This is a genomic window from Paucidesulfovibrio gracilis DSM 16080, assembly GCF_900167125.1.
Taxonomy (GTDB): Bacteria; Desulfobacterota; Desulfovibrionia; order Desulfovibrionales; family Desulfovibrionaceae; genus Paucidesulfovibrio; species Paucidesulfovibrio gracilis.
This window is the reverse complement of record NZ_FUYC01000001.1, coordinates 86851-103608: the sequence shown is the minus strand read 5'-3', so window position 1 is coordinate 103608 and position 16758 is coordinate 86851. Positions and strand designations below refer to the sequence as shown.

11 protein-coding genes and 1 tRNA gene are annotated in these 16758 nt (G+C 50.4%); 7 read left to right on the top strand and 5 right to left on the bottom strand.

The window, feature by feature from the left end; genetic code table 11:
* Nucleotides 1–128: 128 nt before the first annotated feature.
* Entirely contained in the window at nt 129–1088 is a 960-nt protein-coding gene (locus B5D49_RS00455; protein ID WP_078715686.1) for a radical SAM family protein, read from the bottom strand.
* Between the two features lie 790 nt (nt 1089–1878).
* Here B5D49_RS00455 and B5D49_RS00450 point away from each other — a divergent pair.
* From B5D49_RS00450 to B5D49_RS00435, 4 genes are all read left to right on the top strand, one after another.
* Nucleotides 1879–2907: a hypothetical protein gene (locus B5D49_RS00450; protein ID WP_078715685.1), complete on the top strand. Its 1029-nt coding sequence runs from the start codon at nt 1879–1881 to the stop codon at nt 2905–2907.
* Nucleotides 2904–3878, top strand: coding sequence for a hypothetical protein (locus tag B5D49_RS00445; RefSeq protein ID WP_078715684.1), 975 nt, complete (start codon nt 2904–2906; stop codon nt 3876–3878). The genes B5D49_RS00450 and B5D49_RS00445 overlap by 4 nt, the downstream gene beginning before the upstream one ends.
* A gap of 247 nt (nt 3879–4125) precedes the next feature.
* A complete protein-coding gene (locus tag B5D49_RS00440) occupies nt 4126–5175 on the top strand; it encodes a replication initiation protein (RefSeq protein WP_078715683.1) in 1050 nt (349 codons plus the stop codon).
* A gap of 985 nt (nt 5176–6160) precedes the next feature.
* Nucleotides 6161–7201, top strand: a complete 1041-nt coding sequence (locus B5D49_RS00435; RefSeq protein ID WP_078715682.1) for a tyrosine-type recombinase/integrase — start codon at nt 6161–6163, stop codon at nt 7199–7201.
* Between the two features lie 192 nt (nt 7202–7393).
* On the opposite strand, the gene B5D49_RS00430 is transcribed toward B5D49_RS00435, so the two are convergent.
* A complete protein-coding gene (locus B5D49_RS00430; protein ID WP_078715681.1) occupies nt 7394–8044 on the bottom strand; it encodes a hypothetical protein in 651 nt (216 codons plus the stop codon).
* A 416-nt stretch (nt 8045–8460) separates the two neighbouring features.
* Nucleotides 8461–8536 (bottom strand) — tRNA-Ala (locus B5D49_RS00425).
* A gap of 173 nt (nt 8537–8709) precedes the next feature.
* On the opposite strand from B5D49_RS00425, the gene B5D49_RS00420 reads away from it, so the two are divergent.
* The 3 genes from B5D49_RS00420 to B5D49_RS00410 all read left to right on the top strand — a co-directional run bounded on the left by B5D49_RS00420 (nt 8710) and on the right by B5D49_RS00410 (nt 12004).
* Complete coding sequence (locus B5D49_RS00420) at nt 8710–9297, top strand: hypothetical protein (RefSeq protein WP_078715680.1); 588 nt, start codon at nt 8710–8712, stop codon at nt 9295–9297.
* A 426-nt stretch (nt 9298–9723) separates the two neighbouring features.
* Entirely contained in the window at nt 9724–11043 is a 1320-nt protein-coding gene (locus B5D49_RS00415; protein ID WP_078715679.1) for an APC family permease, read from the top strand.
* Between the two features lie 346 nt (nt 11044–11389).
* On the top strand, nt 11390–12004 hold the full coding sequence (locus B5D49_RS00410; RefSeq protein ID WP_078715678.1) for a CDP-alcohol phosphatidyltransferase family protein: 615 nt from the start codon (nt 11390–11392) through the stop codon (nt 12002–12004).
* 131 nt (nt 12005–12135) lie between these two features.
* On the opposite strand, the gene B5D49_RS00405 is transcribed toward B5D49_RS00410, so the two are convergent.
* On the bottom strand, nt 12136–13365 hold the full coding sequence (locus B5D49_RS00405) for a hybrid sensor histidine kinase/response regulator (protein ID WP_078715677.1): 1230 nt from the start codon (nt 13363–13365) through the stop codon (nt 12136–12138).
* The gene (locus B5D49_RS00400) at nt 13362–16688 is read right to left on the bottom strand and encodes a hybrid sensor histidine kinase/response regulator (RefSeq protein ID WP_078715676.1); all 3327 of its coding nucleotides are present in this window, start codon (nt 16686–16688) and stop codon (nt 13362–13364) included. Before B5D49_RS00400 ends, B5D49_RS00405 begins: the two co-directional genes overlap by 4 nt.
* Nucleotides 16689–16758 lie beyond the last annotated feature (70 nt).

The following is a 16758-nucleotide window of genomic DNA, read 5'->3' as shown; positions in this document are numbered from 1 at the left end:
CCCGCCTGCTGATTGTCAATCCAGAGAAATAAAAATGACGGGATTGCTTGGTCATGGACCGAACAACCCCGCCTAAACTAGCGAATCTTAATGGTTCTGGAGCCTATTCGTGCTCCTGATTCATTTTCCTACAGCCAAATTACGTGTGAATCGTCAATCAGCTTTGCGCTGATAGCATCCTTACGATTGTACGAAAGGAAACGGATCGGAACGTCCAAAGCCAGATTCTTGCTCACCAGAGCCACGGTGTTGATGAGACCAGCGACATACTCATCATGGGAGTCCTTATTCTTGATCGCCTTGATGGAGCTAGCCCATTCGTGCTTACCGGCTTCATCCAGTGCCGCAACCATGTTGTTGAATCCCTGTCCACGACTGTTCACAGGCTCGACCCAGATAGTTTCGGGGTTGAACTGAAGGACTTCCTTAAACACAGACTCGACCTGATGATACTCAGTCAGAATACCAGGAATGCAGGGACAGACCATGCCATACATCCTGAATCCCAGACCATGTGCCTCCTTAAGCGCATCAATACGCTCTGTGATACTGGAGGTGTTGGGTTCAACGATGTCAATGAAGTCCTGCTGACTGGTCGGGGCCGTTAGACTCAGCGAGAAGTGGATACGGTCAGCGTACTCGGTGAAGTCCTTGAGTACATCAACAATACCCGCGTTCTTTGAAAGGACCCTGACCTGACAATGAGGGTTGTTGGTCAGCAACTCATACAGGCAATCACGGAACAGGTTAGTCTGCTGCACAGCAGGGCTAAACGGGTCAACCTTGGTACACATCATCACAACATCGGATGCGGTCAACTGCTTTGCGTCAGCAGCGACACGTTCCGGCGTTCCAAGGTCTATACAAGCAAGCTGCGCGTTGTGCGCCTTCTGAGCGGTGGTTCCGTTTTCTTTAAAAACGGGATTGGTCCGAGCGGATGCGATGGTGGGGGTGGAACAATATAGACATCCATGATCGCAAATCAAACCGATATCTAAAGAGTGACTGCAAAGTTCCTTCTTATCAAACTTAACAGTCCGATAAATAGCCTTCTTGCGAGTTGCAAGAAGCGGATTCATTAAACGCATGATAAAATCCTCCTAATTCGCCAGTTTGGTCGAACAGGAGAAATTCGGCTGCCCTAATATGAGCAAACGAAGTCAGAACCCCAGAAGGTCCGTCATGCATATATGAAGCTGCCTTGATCATTTTGTGCGAAAATTGATGTCCGTTTTCGTGGTTAAATTGCATCTGAGACAATAACCACTCGATCCCGGTTGGCAAGGGGGAGGACTCAACAAATCGATCAAGGTCCAGGATTCATGAGAATATGATGGCAGTCACAGCAACATCCATTGTGACTCCACCTTCTTTTTTGTCGTGATCGACCCTGAAGCAGACATCCACATGAGTGTGTAACCAGCCAAATAAGATGGACCCCATCAAAAAATTGCCAGACGGTTATTTCAAAACTGCCTGAATGAACAACAGTGACTGGTTCAAAGACGGACGTTGGCGTGTCATTGACGCATCGCATGAACAATAACCCCATGAGGTAGTCCACCCTTGATCTTGCACCCATTCTTACCCCGATATTTTTTCAGCCATGAAGAAAATGGACCACCTGAAAAATGGCGTCCTTTTTGCGATACTATTTCTTGACATGGCTGCTGTTGCTGTTTAAATTCTTCTTGTATTTTATGTAGTTGTGACACTTTTTTTATTTTTGAGATGTATGATGAAGAATACCCATGAAGTATGAGCAACCCACAGTGAACCCACAAGCAGACCTTTTCCGAATTTCTTCTGCAAGCTGATACGCTCATACACAGGCGGAAAGTCCAGGCGGCTGGACTTTTGAGCTGACGGAGGACGAAAATGGTAGACCAGCCAGAACAGCATGAAATCATCACCCAAGAGACACTGGATAAGATTCGGGAATACCACTGGACTCAGCTTGAGGCTGGCCCGCTCAATAAGAAGACCGTCGAGCGACTGCATCACATCTCTTTTCACTATAGAGATGGAACGACCCATGCTGAGATGAATCTCAATGAAGCTGTTGAAATTCTCACAGAGATCAGTCGTGACCTAGCTGTCTCTACTGGCCTGAAAATGGCTTCAGAAGCGTTATATAAGATTCAGTATGGGAAGTTGCTTCTCATGGTCGAAGAGCATATCCAGCACCATAACAAAAACATCACTGACGCAACCGTTAAACGAGAAACGTTTGAGGAAATCTCTGACAAGCTGTTCGACTCGATTGGGAAAAGGGCCAGACGATTTGACTTCATGCGAGTTGCTAAAATACCCAATGTTGAATCGTATTCGTTTCTGGGAATAACGAGGCTGGTAGCTCTTGCAAACGTTCTGGAGAGCATAGAGAACCCTGATCCGTTGCAGAAGCTGCTCAGTGAATCTGGGTACGAGTTCAAACTGGAAAACGATGATGACACAACCGAATTCGTATCCTTGGTGTCCAAAGCAGCAAACCGAAAATTATTGGCTGACAAAAAAGTCATCGTTGATGAACAGACATTAGCTACGATCACCCAACAGACAAAAGGTGGAATCTTACCGAAGTCTGCCGTTCAAAAAATTTCATCCGCAGTAAAAAGAAACAATACGATTGATAGCGAAGTTATTAGCTCAATTCAGAAGACAACGAAAAAATCTACCTCCCCTGATCTTTCGCCTTCCTATAACAAGTTGGAAGAAACTGTTTTGCAACTTACTGACATGATGGAAGAGATTCTCGATGATGGTTATATTCCTGATGGTTATCGGGGTGAGAGAACGGCGCATATGTTCGCCACCCTTGTCTCCCTTCAGGAAGAAGTTTTTCATGCTTGGTCGGATAGCACAAAAATGAAGTGGGCTGGCTTCAAGGAAGGTCTTGGTCGATGAAAATTTTTCAATCCTCCCTCAGCTACTATACGTTCGAACTTATCCATGAGTTCGCACCAGAAATAAAAGTCAATCTGCTCCGTTCATTTGGCCTGGACGATAACCAGACGTTCAAGATTCTGAAGGATTACCCACAGCACATCGACAAGGTTATTCTGGACAGTGGTGTCTGGTCCAAAAACCAGAACCCTGGAAAGGTGACGCATACCGTATATGACTATGGTGCGTTCCTGAAAGAACACGGCGACAAGTTCTACTGCTACTTCAACTACGATGAAGATTTCAATGAAGCAGAAAAGGACAACTTCGCCAGCAAGAATTGGGATAACCAGAAGATACTGGAAGACATGGGACTTAACCCTGTTCCTGTACTGCACTCCTTAGGCGACGATGAACTAAGCAGAATTATCGACCAGAGAGAGAAGTATCCACTGATCGCCATTGGCTCAAATGCTATCGGGATGAAGAATTTCAGGAATGCTGTAAAACAACTCTATGATGCAGGTGTCCGAGTCCATGCGTTTCGGATCGGTAGCGCAGACGTACTCCAAGGATTGCATGCGTGGTCAAGTGATTGCTCCAGCCATGCTCAATGGACCAAAGGAGGACGATGTGTCTTCTTTGATAATGCAACCAAGAAAGATCAGGCTGTCTCATTTCGTCCGTTCAACAAGCAAGGGAAGAAAAACGACGATTATTACCATCTGCACAAGGACATTGATAGGTTCAGATGGTTCGTTGAAGAATTCATTGGGTTCGAATTTGATGACCTGATTAAAAATTCCAGTTTCAGGACCTTTTCAAATTCCATGTATTTTTGGTGGCTGGAGAAATATGTGACTTCAGTTAATCTAGATTTGCAATCTCCTGATGGTCCCATAGTTTTTGAGCAAGATGGTGAAGATGCTCAGACGTTCGTACCTATATGGGACTTTCCCGATTCTTTGTGGGAAATGGATCGAGATTGGTAACGGCAGAATCAACAGGTCTCCCCGCCAATCTGCCGTTACCCCACAGCCTACCGATCAAATCTCACTTTCAATCATATCTCTAACGATTTGGCACTTTCTTGAAGTGCAACAGTATCTCATCCTCCAACACTGACGGACGATCCTGATTCAGATTGGCTCATTCTGATGACCGTTCTGCGTTGCTCTACGGATGAGAGCAACTTTGCTAAAGATATAAATGGGATGAACCCTAAACAGGAGGAATCCCATGAAACACGATGGTCCCGAAGTTCGTTTCTACAACCACCTTAGCCCACGCCCCAGAGCAACTGATGACAAAAAGAACAGGTGGTACATTTATTCAAAAGATCAAGCCTTGCAATACCAGTTTATCCAGCTCCCAGGTCAAAAACGAAAGTATATCTGCTTGGACCTGGACTATGAGATGGCAGGTAGCAGATGGATGGATGAAGTCATGTTGGAACCAACGATTGTCATCATCAACCCTAAAAACACTCACGCCAAGTATCTGTTTGAACTCAAAAGACCTGTTTACTTTCCATTGGCAGATGGAAGGAAGGCCAATTGGATCAGCCAGAAAGCAATCCGTTTTTTCAACAACGTGAGACGCGGCATGGATGTAGTTCTTGACGGTGATCATGGATACACAGGAAATGCGATTAACAACCCGTTCCATGATCACTGGAAAGTCCACTGGTGTGATGTGCAGTACGACCTTCAAGAGCTTTCCGAGTTCATTCCGTATGTTCACAAAGAATACGTACAGGTTGACGATGAGGTCTATGAGGGCCGCGAGAAGACAATGTTCCATCACTGCCGGAAGCTTCTGTATCCGAAAGTGAAGAACTACTCAGACTTTGATTCTTGGAAAACTGCCGTTGAAAAGGTTGTTCTCGATTACTATCACAATGTTGCGAAACAAATGGAAGGTGATCACGAACTAACCATTTCAGAGGCTTATTGTGTCATCAACTCAATCACTAAATGGACCTGGAACAAGAAGGATGATCCCAACTTCAAACAACACATGTACAACCGTGGCGTGATGAATCTCGGATCAATTGGCTATGATCTGCCAGATGACGAACTTGAAAAGGAACGTAAGCACCGCCTGTCACTCGGCGCTCACTACGTTAACCAGAAACGGACAAATCAAACTCGTCAGAAAATCCTGGACGCTATCGAAACTATGAAAGCAAACGGAGAGAAAGTAACACGGAAGAAAATCTGCAATGTCACTGGTCTTGGACAATCCACCTTAAATAGATACAAATCTATCATTAATAACCATAAATAATACCCTTATTATATTTTATATATATCGTATATTTATAACTAATTTAAATGACCAGTGATTACCGTGACTATACTCCCCCTTTAATTGCCACTATCTAATAAAGCGGGTGGGCATTTTTTTGTTGTATTGTTCGATTCTGATGAATGAAATGAAAGAACTATTACTTTCATCTGCATTATCTAGTTCTATACTTTTTATTCTTAGAGATATTTTATAAAGATATATATTACCATGGTGAAACTCTTTCACTGAAGGAGGTGACAATGGTTCATGCAACGATTGTTTCGAAAGAGACAATCTTCAGAATTTTACAGTTGAAACTCACTAAGAAAATACTCAAGAAGACACTGAAGGTCGTTATCATCGTCCTCATCGACGAAGGATTGCGAGATAAGCGTTGAAGGAGTGTTTTGGGAAAGGAAGATTCTCTTCGGGGTGTCTTCCTTTCTTTTTGTCTTTTGTTGAATGGCTTGAACGGCAGCACCGTCGAACACCTTAGCATAATTTTACAGTATTTTCAAATAGATATATATATTCCATCCACCGTCAAGGTCGTTCTGGCATGGCCCTGATCAAAAAAAATCAAAAAAAATTGCGCATCACCTGCCGGGTTCACCGGCTGATGATGAAGGGTCTTTACTTAGATGTATGAAAAACTGTTTGAGATGATGAAGAGACTAGCAGGAGAAATGGTGTAGAATTTACCAAAATATTTCAGCGTGTTACAGGCACAGGATGACAAAATCTACACCTACTGGACCATACCACACGGCACAGTCTGCGGCAACATATTTGGACTACAGCTACGACCGATTTCGGTTGCTGGCTCGTAAGCACCAGATCCCCAGACGCGGCCCTGGCAAGAACCGTTTCGCACAGTCGGATTTGGACCTGTTTATGGTCGATCCAGATGCATTTCTGGATGCTCCACTGCTGGTGAAACCAAAGAGACGCAAAGTTAAGAAACTCTAGCAAAGGAGGCTATATGGGAACCGTTTTCCCGCACCCGACCACCGGGCAATACGTTGCTCGTTGGTACTGGAAGGAAGGCAAGAAACGCATACAGAAGCAGAAGTCCTGCGGTTTCGGTGAAGAAGGCAAGAAAGCTGCTGAAAAGCTCGTCGCAGAAATGGATGCGAAAATCGAGCACAAGAAGAAGTCGTTACTGGATTCGCTCACAGGTGACATCGTGTATTTCGATGAACTCAGCCAGCATTACTTCGCGGCAGATGCACTCAAAGAACCGAAACGTTGGAAGACTGATTGGAAAAAATTGTTAAACGATCATTTGCTTGAAGATCTCGGTCAATTGCCGATGACCCAGCTCACTGAAGGATACGTTACAGCACTGGTGATGAGGGCATTTCCAGAAGCATCGCCAGTGACGCAGAGCGCGTACCTCAACTACATTAAGCGCATGTTCAACTTCGGAATTGAACGTGGGTACTTGAAGGAAAATCCGTTGCGTTTTGTCAAGAAGAAGAACTCGCCCCAGAAGCACTTGCTTTTGGACCTGGAGATGATCCGCAAGCTCAGAGAAACTGCCTCCAAGCATTCAGCTCAAGCGATCGAAATCCTTGCAAATACGGGAGTACGACCTGGGCCAAGCGAACTGCTCAGCCTGCGGTACGACACTGTATTATGGGACAAATCTGCGATCCGTGTTTGGTCTGCGAAGAATCAACGCTGGCGCACGATCCCGCTGAAGGCTTCGTTTCTCAAGAAACTCCGTGCATGGAAGAAGGAGAACAAGAGCGGCTATATCGTCGAGTATCGTGGCAAGCAGATCATGAGTTGCGCTGGAGCTTTTCGGCGCACCTGCGACAAGCTTAAAATCGACAAGTCGGTAGAGCAATACGACATCCGCCACTGGTTTTGCACTCAACTGCTGTCTAACGGCGTACCTGTGAAGACTGTCTCAGTGCTGATGGACCACTCATCTGCCAAGATGACCCTGGACCGCTATGCACATGTAATAATTGGAGATACAGAGAAAGCGATTGAACATTTACCCGATCTGGACTAGCTGGCCCGTCACGGACCAAGCGATGAAGGGAGGGCCAGAAATGGTCCTCCTTCATTTTTTTGGACGGTCCATTGCCGAATTCAGCTCAAGCGGTGGTGGGATGATGGGCCCAAGGATCGAACTCTTCTCACGGCGCGAACCAGCGCAGTCTATTTTCCGCCAGCACAGGGCTTAATGCCACATAATAAAAACTCAGGACCGTTTTTTTAAGCCATTCAAGTATTGACTATAACTTCGGTAAAGCAAATAATTCATTTTATACATATGGAACAAGGCGGTAGCACCATTCAGGAGCAATTCCTCTCTATCAACATCCATGGGCCATAAAACCTCCACTCCTCCTAAATCGCCTGAACCTCCGCCATGCATTTCAAGCAAAAGATAATTCTTCACGATATTGAAGATGTTACTCTTTGAAGACGAATACTTCTCTAGGAGCTTTCCCTCGTCACCGGCTAGCCCTGCATTTTCAGAAAACTTACAATCTCCACACTTGTTAAGTTCAATCAAATGCTCCCAAAAATCATCCCCCATGTACTTGAGGCGGTATGGATGCACAAAAGAAACGTCCAAGAAGAGCTTCCCTTCGTAAAAACCAAAATTAAAAGACTCTTGAAGTTTTTTTGACCGGGCTTGTCCAAGGTAACACCATGAGTTCTCTTGATGACCAAGGTAGAATTTCCATGTGTCCTTTACTTTCATGCTGCCAACCCAAAGAGAAAGAATTTCGGCAAAGACATGATCTATTTCTTGCGTTGACTCAGACTTTTTTACTCCAGAAGAAACATTGCCATAGGCGGTGGCAATGAGTTCATCCCATTCTGGCTTCCAAATATCTTTCATAACCACCCGTCCTGTTCGAAATAGTGTACAGTTTTTTTGAAACAGCATTTCTATAAGCGATTTAGGTAGAAACATACACCCTTCTGGCACGAAAAATCCTACGCGCCGCCACAGCCAGAGACACATAAAGATACACACAGAAAATACGATCCTAAAATTCTGCTTTGCGTACCTCCTGTATCAGTCGATGATGGAGGGTAGATGGGGATTTTGCTGAAGGATGTCTAACCCCGCAGGGTAATTAAGGGTTGAGCGTTTTCCGCTTCATACACCTTCATAAACAGTTCATACAGCGACTTAATCAGTGATCTCAAACACTTAGTCAACATAATGGTTGACCAGCTGGTTGACCAACCATAGAAAAAGGACCATCCAGCCTATCAAGCTAAACGGTCCTTTTACTTAAGAAAATATGGTGGTGGAGCTGGAGGGAATCGAACCCACGACCTCTTGAATGCCATTCAAGCGCTCTCCCAACTGAGCTACAGCCCCACTGCGTTGGGAAGAGTCGTGTGACACAAAAGCCACAAGCATGTCAACAACGAATCGCAAAAAGATATCCAGGCATTGCTATGCATGCAGTTGATTGGTATCCAGACCAGCCTTTCGACTATGGGATAATGGGAGTACCTTGCGAAGGCCTGTTTGGGGAAGGAGAGTGCAGGATGCAGGAATTGTTTGCGCGTTCGGAGCAGACTCTGGAGCGCGCCCGGCGTGTCGTACAGGATTCCGGCGTCATCTCATGCTGGGCTGCTGTTGGGGCGCGAGTGGAGCTTGTGGGGTCCATGCGGACAGGGTTGATGCTGCACCATCTTGATATTGATATGCATGTGTATACTTCGGATTGCAGTATTGCTGAGAGTTTTGGTGCAATGGCGAGCCTGGCGGGGGATTCGCGCATCCAGCGTGTGGAGTATGTGAATCTGCTGGAGGCCGAGGATCATTGTTTGGAGTGGCATGCCTGGTACAAGGATACGCAAGGAGCAATTTGGCAACTGGATATGATCCATATGTCGGAAACATCTCCTTTTGCAGGATATTTTGAGCGTGTTGCCGACGCCGTCCGCAATGCTCTGACTCCGGAAACCAGGCGGGCCATTCTGGAAATACGCCATGCGTTTCGGGATGATGCCGAGGTAAAGGGCATTCAGGTCTATCAGGCCGTGTTGCGGGATGGAATACGTGGACCCGGCGAGTTCCAGCGCTGGCAAGACGAGCATGCCGTGCAGGGGATCATTGACTGGATGCCGTGAACGGATGCGCTGTATGCGTGATGGCAATGCGTTGGCCGTTGGCTTTTGAGGGGAAGTCTCCGGGCTGACTTACGAAAGAGAAAACCAGTATTTTATAAACTTTCCAAATCGTTCTCCTGGTGCATCATAATTTATAGATTGCAAAATCAGCGAGGAGGGGATATCGCCATTGGGCGATTTCTCCCCCCTTTGGCCGTGCTGGAAAGTGCGCTCAGCTTGGAGGAACGCACAACGCTACGGATACAAAATGAGGTTTGTTGAAGCAGCGTTTTTTGTACCTTGTCCCGTGAAGCGCCTGGATTGGGAGGCGCGCCTATCGGTTGCAGTGTGTGATGTTCGGCTGGGAGCGTTGTTTCCGGCCAGGCCGTGACGCGTTCGGGCCTGCCTTGTACGGGACGTAAATTTTAAACCAAGCGTGTAGTGAGTATGGCTGAATTACAGAAGAAGTATGGATTCTGGACCGCGACCGCCATGGTCGTGGGAATCGTGATCGGGTCGGGCGTTTTCTTCAAAGCTGATGACGTGCTCAAGGCCTCGGGCGGCAGCCTGACCACCGCCCTGACCGCATGGCTCATCGGTGGATTGATCATGGTGGTCACGGCCTATGTGTTTTCCAAAATTGCCACCCGCATTGAAAAGGTAAACGGTGTGGTGGACTATTTTGAACAGGCATATGGGAGTAAGGCCGGATATCTGGTGGCCTGGTTCATGACCTTCATTTATTATCCCACACTGGTGGCTGTGCTGGCCTGGGTTTCGGCCAACTATACGGCGGGTCTGCTCCAGATGGAAAATGGCGTTTGGCCGATTTCCGCCATTTATCTGACCGCCTTTTTCCTGCTGAACTATTTTTCGCCCATTCTGGCGGGCAAATGGCAGGTCACTTCCACAGTGGTGAAGCTGATACCACTGGGACTTGTGGCCATTGTCGGCGGTGTGGTCGGGCTGAGCAGCGGCCAGACCATGACCAACTTCATGCAAACCGCGGACACGGTATCCGGCGAGGGCGGTCTGGCCGTGGCAACGCTTTCCACTGCGTTTGCGTATGAGGGCTGGATCATTGCCACGGTTATCAACGCGGAATTGCGGGACGCCAAGCGCACCCTGCCTCGAGCCTTGGTGGTGGGAACCATCGCCGTGGCCGCCATCTACATGCTCTACTACCTCGGTATTTCCGGCGTGCTGACCAACGCGGAAGTCCTGGCCGAAGGCGACGGCGCTCCGGTCAAGGTCATTGCCCTGATTTTCGATAAACTCAGCGGTACGGTTCTGACCGTGTTCGTGATCATTTCCTGCCTGGGTACATTGAACGGTCTGATTATGGGATCGGCCCGAGGCATGTATTCCATTGCTTCCCGCAGGATGGGACCAGCCCCGGACGTGTTCCGCAAGGTCAATCCCGTGACCAACAGCACCATCAATTCCGCAGTGCTGGGCTACCTGCTCTCCTGCATGTGGCTGGTCGTCTGGTACGGGAACTTCAATGGCTGGTGGGGACAGTTTATGGATATTTCCGAACTGCCGATCGCGTTTTTGTATGTGATCTACATCTCCATTTATATATGGGTGATGCGTACGTTCACAGACTTGGGAAGCTTTAGCCGTTTTCTTTGTCCACTGCTGGCGGCGGCCGGATCCCTATACATCATTTGGGGTGCAGTGCAGAAGGACATGTTCCTGCACTTTTTGGTTATCTCGCTGATCATTGTCGCGGTCGGGCTGCCCTACATGCGGGTGCGGCGCTAACGGATCAACGAGACTGCAAAAACCAGCATTGTCGGAAACTGGCGGATTGCCTTTTTGGGCAGCTTGCCAGGCTTCTGACAGTTTTGGGGAACTGTTGAAGTTCTGTGCGACGGGCCGCTTTTTCGTTTTCCCGGGAAGCGGCCCGTCTGCTGTTTCCAGGGTGTGGACATTTCTCCCGCATCGTGGAAAATATCTTTTTTCCCCTTCGTAAAGTCGTTTGCAGGTACGCGAGGACCGTGCTAGGCAACGTCTGTCGGCCAGTGGTGCCGGATCGCCGGGGGGCGGATTCGACTCGGCAAACCCCATGGGGGGGGAGGCATTCTGTCGGCGTAGCACGAGGTTGCAGATGGATTCATTCAATAGTCGCGAACGTGCGCAACAACGGCGCTTCGCGGAAAAGCGGGACCAGCTGTTTCGTCCCGTGGTGAACTGGCTGATGCAAAAGGGCATCACCTCCAACCAGGTTTCATTGCTTGGGGTGGGCTTTTTGGCGCTGGCTTGTCTCATGCCTCCGCCCCTGGCTTTGCCCGCGGTGGTGCTGATTATTTTGTATGTGCTGTGCGACGGCATCGATGGTCCATTGGCCCGGCAGTCCGGCAAGGCCCATGACGGCGGGTCATTGGTGGACATTGTTGCGGATCAAATGGGCGTGGTGTTGCTTACGGCTTCAGCCACCTACCACCTGGACGCGTTTGGACCGGCCATGGTGTTGTTCAGCGCGGCCTACACCGTGTTTATCGGTCTCGTGGTCTATGCCAATGAGCTGGACGTTTCCGTGCGCATCTTCGTACGTTCCAAGTATCCGTTTTACACGCTGTATGGAATCGGCCTATACCAAAATCAGGATATTGTTTCCTGGTTTTGTGGGCTGTTTGCAGTGTATTATGCCGTGGAGTCCTCCACGGTGCTCAAGAAGATTTACGATTACCACGCGTCTCAAACAGAACAGCGCGATTCATAGCCGGTGGAGGGCAGAGCGGTCTCGGTCATGGTCCACCCATGGCTGCTGCGCGGACCGACTGCCGGAATCGATCGGCTCAGGACTCAGCCGCTGTGCCGCGCAGTGTTGGTGTAAGCGTCTTCCGACAGTTGTCAGGCATGTTCGGGGGACGGGAGTTTGCACGGCACGGTGAAATAGGCCGACGTCCCCTGATCTTCCTTGCTTTCCAGCCAAATGGTGCCGCCCATGCGTGAAATCAGTTGACGCGAGATGGTCAATCCTAATCCCGCCCTGCTGAACCGTTTGGTCATGAACGGCTCGCCAATGGCAAACGCGTCAAACAGTTCGTCCAGATTCTGCTGGTCGATGCCGGTTCCCGTGTCCCGCACCTCAAAACAGAGCACCACGGTTCCGCTTTCCTGCATACGGCCGGGGGCGGAATGCTGTTCCTTTGAGGACGGCTGGGAGTGCGGTGAATCGGTCCATTCATAGACGGTGACGTTGATTTCTCCCTCCCGCGTAAAACGAGCAGCATTGTTGAGCAGATTGATGAGCACCTGCCGAACCTTGGGAGCGTCAAAAATCAGGGTGTCCGGAAGATCGGCATTGACCTGCCAAACAAATTCCAGCCCTTTTTCCCGGGCCTGTCGGTCGTACATGGTCAGGACCGGCGCCAGGGCATCAGGGAGGTTGTGCGCCTCCATACAGGCTGGCACCTTGCCGGAGTCCAGTGAAGACAATTGCAGCAAATCTTCCACCAGGTTGAGCAAATGCTGGGCGGAGTGGAGTTGGTCATGGAGAAAAGCGGCCTGCTCTTCCATGGGGTTGCTGTCCAGCAACAATTCCGTCATGCCGATGATGCCGTTGAGCGGAGTGCGAAGTTCGTGACTCATATTGGCCAGGAAGGCGCTTTTGGCTTTGGCGGCCTGTTCGCTGGAGTGTTTTGCCTGGACCAGCTCCCTGGTGCGTTCGTTCACGGTTTGTTCCAGCAGCCGTTTTTCGTTGGCCAGGGCCAAGTGGGTTTTGATGCGGGCCAGAATAATAGGCGCGCTGAACGGCTTGGTGATGTAGTCCACGGCTCCGGCTTCAAGGCCGCGTGCCTCGTCCTCTGTGCGGGTCAGAGCCGTGACGAATAACACGGGAATGCCTTTGGACCGGTCATCGGCCTTCAGCAAGCGGCAGACCGCGTATCCGTCCAATCCGGGCATCATCACGTCGAGTAAAATCAGGTCCGGCGGGTTGGAGAAGGTCAGCTCCAATGCGTCCGGACCGTTGGTCGCCACGCTGACATTGTATTCATCCATGAGCAATTCGCTCAGGATTTCTATGTTGAAGGGCTGGTCATCCACGATGAGGATGCGGGCCTTTTCCTTTTCCGTCATTGGTTGGCTCCCTGCGAGGTCGGATAGTTGCTCAACAGCTCGTGAAGCTCGTCATGGGCTGCGGCCAGATCGAAAATTTCCATGTGTTTTTCCATGCGCCTGGCCCGGCCGGGATCCAGTCCGGCCAGGGCTGGGCCGAGTTCCTTTAACAGGTGTTTGGCGGAAATGTCCGCCTGTGCCAAAAGTTCGAGCAATGCTTCCAGGCGTTGCCGTAGCTGCGGGGTGAGCGCGGTGGGTGTGGCCAGTGGAGACGGGGATGGTTCGTCGCTTCCGGAGGATGACTGCGTGCTTTTCCAGTCACGGAGAAAGCGGGAAGCATGCTTATGCAGTTGTTCCAGCGCGGCATGTTCCTGTTCCTCGTTTTCAATGGATTTTTCCAATGCGGCTGCCGCGTTTGCCAGGAGATTAAGCCCGAGATTCCCTGCCACGCCTTTGATGGCGTGTGTTTGCCGCAGGGCCGACATGCGTTGTCCCTCTGTGAGCAAGCGCGCTACAGCTGCGAGGGTTTCAGGGAGTTCTTGGGCAAAATTGTCCAGCAATCGAAGCAGGAGCTGATGGTTGCCGCGGACGCGGCGCAAGGCTGTCTCGGTATCCATGCCGGGAATCCGGGGTACGGATGCGGCGGCATATTCTGCCGATGGCATGGACGCGACGGGAGCGGAGGATGCTTCGGGTGCGCTGTTTGGTTTGATCCAACGGGCCAGCGTGAGCATGAGTTCTTCCGGGTCAATGGGTTTGGAAACGTGGTCGTTCATGCCGGCGGCCTTGCTTCGTTTCTTGTCCACGTTCAGGGCGTGGGCGGTCATGGCGATAATGGGCAGCTTTTGGTGTTCCGGCAAATTGCGGATCCGGCGTGTGGCCTCATATCCATCCATGCCAGGCATTTGGATGTCCATCAGCACGGCATCATAATTGTTGTTGACGACGTTCGTGAGTGCCTCGTTGCCGTTGGTGGCCACGTCGGGATTGATTCCGGCGCTTTGGAGGATCTCCTGGGCAACCTGGCGGTTGATCGCGTTGTCTTCCACCAGCAACACGTTGGCTCCATGCAGTGCCTCGGGGACGCCCACGGTGTTGCGGATTTTTGGAGTTGCTTGAAGATTCGACCGCTCCGAGTCCTGGAATAAGGACATGATGGTGTCCAATAGAATGGACCGGTTGAAGGGCTTGAGCAGAAAACCGTCGAGATTGACCCGTTCGACCCTGGCCATGGCTTCGTGCTGGCCGTGGGCCGTGAGCATGATGAGCTTGGGGGGCGGCGTAAATGTCTCCTTGACGCGTTGGGCCAACTCCATGCCGTCCATACCGGGCATGCGCCAGTCCGTGATGATCAAATGATATGGAGCGTTGTTCTCCTGAGCGCTTTGGATCATGCGGAGCGCTTCAATCGCGTCTTCAGCCGTGTCGGCATGAAGCTTGAATCCTTTGAGCATTTTTAAGAGCACCACGCGGGAGATCTGGTTGTCGTCCACGGCGAGTACGCGCAGACCTTCCAGCGGCACCAGAGCCGGGCGTGAAGGTTCGCGATGCTCTTCAGGGATGGAAAGCCGGATGGTAAAGCTGAAGCGGCTCCCTTCGCCGGGCGTGCTCCGCAGGTCCATTTGGCCGCCCATCAGTTCGACGATGCGTTTGCATATGGCAAGGCCCAACCCGGTCCCGCCGAATTTCCGGCTGATGGAGCCGTCGGCCTGGCTGAAGGGGGTGAAAAGCTGACCCACCTGTTCCGGGTCGATTCCGATACCCGTGTCCTGTACCGCGAATTCCAGCAGCACGGTGGCTCCCTCACGCTCCAGCATATCCACGCTCAGGAGCACTTCACCTTCTTGCGTGAATTTAACGGCATTGCCCAACAGATTCAGCAGCACCTGCCCGATTCTTGCCGAATCTCCCTGAAGCCGATGCGGTATTTCGCTTCGAATCTGGATGCGCAGGTCCAGGCCTTTATCTTCAGCGCTCACACTCACGATGTTCAGCACGTTGTCGAGCACGTCATCCAGCCGGAACGGTTCGTTTTCCAGGGTAAACTGGCCGGACTCGATCTTGGAAAAATCAAGCACCTCATTGATGATGCCCAGCAGTGACTTGGCTGATATATCGATTTTGGTTAGATAGTCTAATTGTTTAGGGGTAAGGTTCGTTCGAAGGGCAAGATACGTCATGCCGATGATGGCGTTCATGGGCGTGCGGATTTCATGGCTCATGCGTGCCAGAAATTCGCTCTTGGCACGGCTGGCCTCGATGGCGTGTCGGCGGGCGCGGTCCAATTTATTGCGGTTTTGCAAACTGATGTAGACGAGCCTGGCACGCATTGTCGCGAAAACAAGGATCAGAATCAGGGCGGCGAAAAAGTAGCTTAGAAATCGCTCCCGGCTTTCGGCTCGGAAGAGGGCATCTTCCGCAGGCAGGTGGGCAACGATTTTCCAGTGGAGCGCTTTGGGGCTGCGGCGGGTTCCGACGCGTGGTGACGTCACGAACAGGGTGGCAAAGGTGTAGCTTCCCTGAGGGGTGCTGCGTTGTCCTTGGAAATGTTGGCGGATGAAAGTCCACGCCTCGGGATGCTGCTGAAAGAAGGAGTGGTCTTCCTGGTCTGGAAACATGAAGGCGAATTCGTCACGCGGGGTAGGACCGAGCAGGTAGTAGCCGTCGCTATTGAGCAGGAACGACCGTACGCCGAGCCGAAGATTGGTGCGTCGCAGCGCCTGCAGGAGAATCTCGGCATTGTAGTTGAGCAGCAGCAACCCGTTTGGTTTTCCCCCTTGAAACAGAGGCATTCCAACACGCAGCATGGGGCGATGGGGCGTTTCAATCTGTTGGTTCTCAATATTCAGATCCATGGGGGAAATATAGATTTGCCCCTCTGGCAAGGCCATGGCTTCCCGAAAATAATAACGTTGGGACTTGTCCTGAAGTTGTTCCGGGGGGACCACTTCGGGGCGGCCCTGTTTTAGGTTCACGCGTAATAATTCCAGACCGGTGGCGGACAGGAAGCGAAGCTGGTCGTAGCCGTTGCTGATTTCAGCCAGAGAAATAAATTCCGAAGCCAGCCGTTTCATTTCTTCCGGAGTATCCTGGTGCGGCCTGTCCGGGCGATGGCGGGCGGAGAGCAGCTTCAGGTCGTGAAAAATTATGTCCAATTCCCGTCGGACCACCTGGGTGAGGGATTCCACGGCGGAGACTTGTTCACGATGTAAAATACGACGCTTTTCATCCAGATCCTGACGATAGAGCAGGTACATGCCCGTCCCGACGATCAGGGCGAGCAGGATAAAAGTAACGAAAAAGCTGCGGGCTGGAATCCCGTATGAGCGAAGTTGATTGAGCATGCTGTTTCCTCAAACGAGGGAAGGTGCCCCCTGAAAGATTGAGAGGAATTTAGCATACCAGACTGTCGGG

What these genes read in the sequence shown, in the direction of transcription:
- B5D49_RS00455 (WP_078715686.1), bottom strand. Translation starts at nt 1,088, where the DNA reads ATGCGTTTAATGAATCCGCTTCTTGCAACTCGCAAGAAGGCTATTTAT.
- B5D49_RS00445 (WP_078715684.1), top strand. Translation starts at nt 2,904, where the DNA reads ATGAAAATTTTTCAATCCTCCCTCAGCTACTATACGTTCGAACTTATC.
- B5D49_RS00440 (WP_078715683.1), top strand. Translation starts at nt 4,126, where the DNA reads ATGAAACACGATGGTCCCGAAGTTCGTTTCTACAACCACCTTAGCCCA.
- B5D49_RS00405 (WP_078715677.1), bottom strand. Translation starts at nt 13,365, where the DNA reads ATGACGGAAAAGGAAAAGGCCCGCATCCTCATCGTGGATGACCAGCCC.
- B5D49_RS00450 (WP_078715685.1), top strand. Translation starts at nt 1,879, where the DNA reads ATGGTAGACCAGCCAGAACAGCATGAAATCATCACCCAAGAGACACTG.
- B5D49_RS00410 (WP_078715678.1), top strand. Translation starts at nt 11,390, where the DNA reads ATGGATTCATTCAATAGTCGCGAACGTGCGCAACAACGGCGCTTCGCG.
- B5D49_RS00415 (WP_078715679.1), top strand. Translation starts at nt 9,724, where the DNA reads ATGGCTGAATTACAGAAGAAGTATGGATTCTGGACCGCGACCGCCATG.
- B5D49_RS00430 (WP_078715681.1), bottom strand. Translation starts at nt 8,044, where the DNA reads ATGAAAGATATTTGGAAGCCAGAATGGGATGAACTCATTGCCACCGCC.
- B5D49_RS00400 (WP_078715676.1), bottom strand. Translation starts at nt 16,688, where the DNA reads ATGCTCAATCAACTTCGCTCATACGGGATTCCAGCCCGCAGCTTTTTC.
- B5D49_RS00435 (WP_078715682.1), top strand. Translation starts at nt 6,161, where the DNA reads ATGGGAACCGTTTTCCCGCACCCGACCACCGGGCAATACGTTGCTCGT.
- B5D49_RS00420 (WP_078715680.1), top strand. Translation starts at nt 8,710, where the DNA reads ATGCAGGAATTGTTTGCGCGTTCGGAGCAGACTCTGGAGCGCGCCCGG.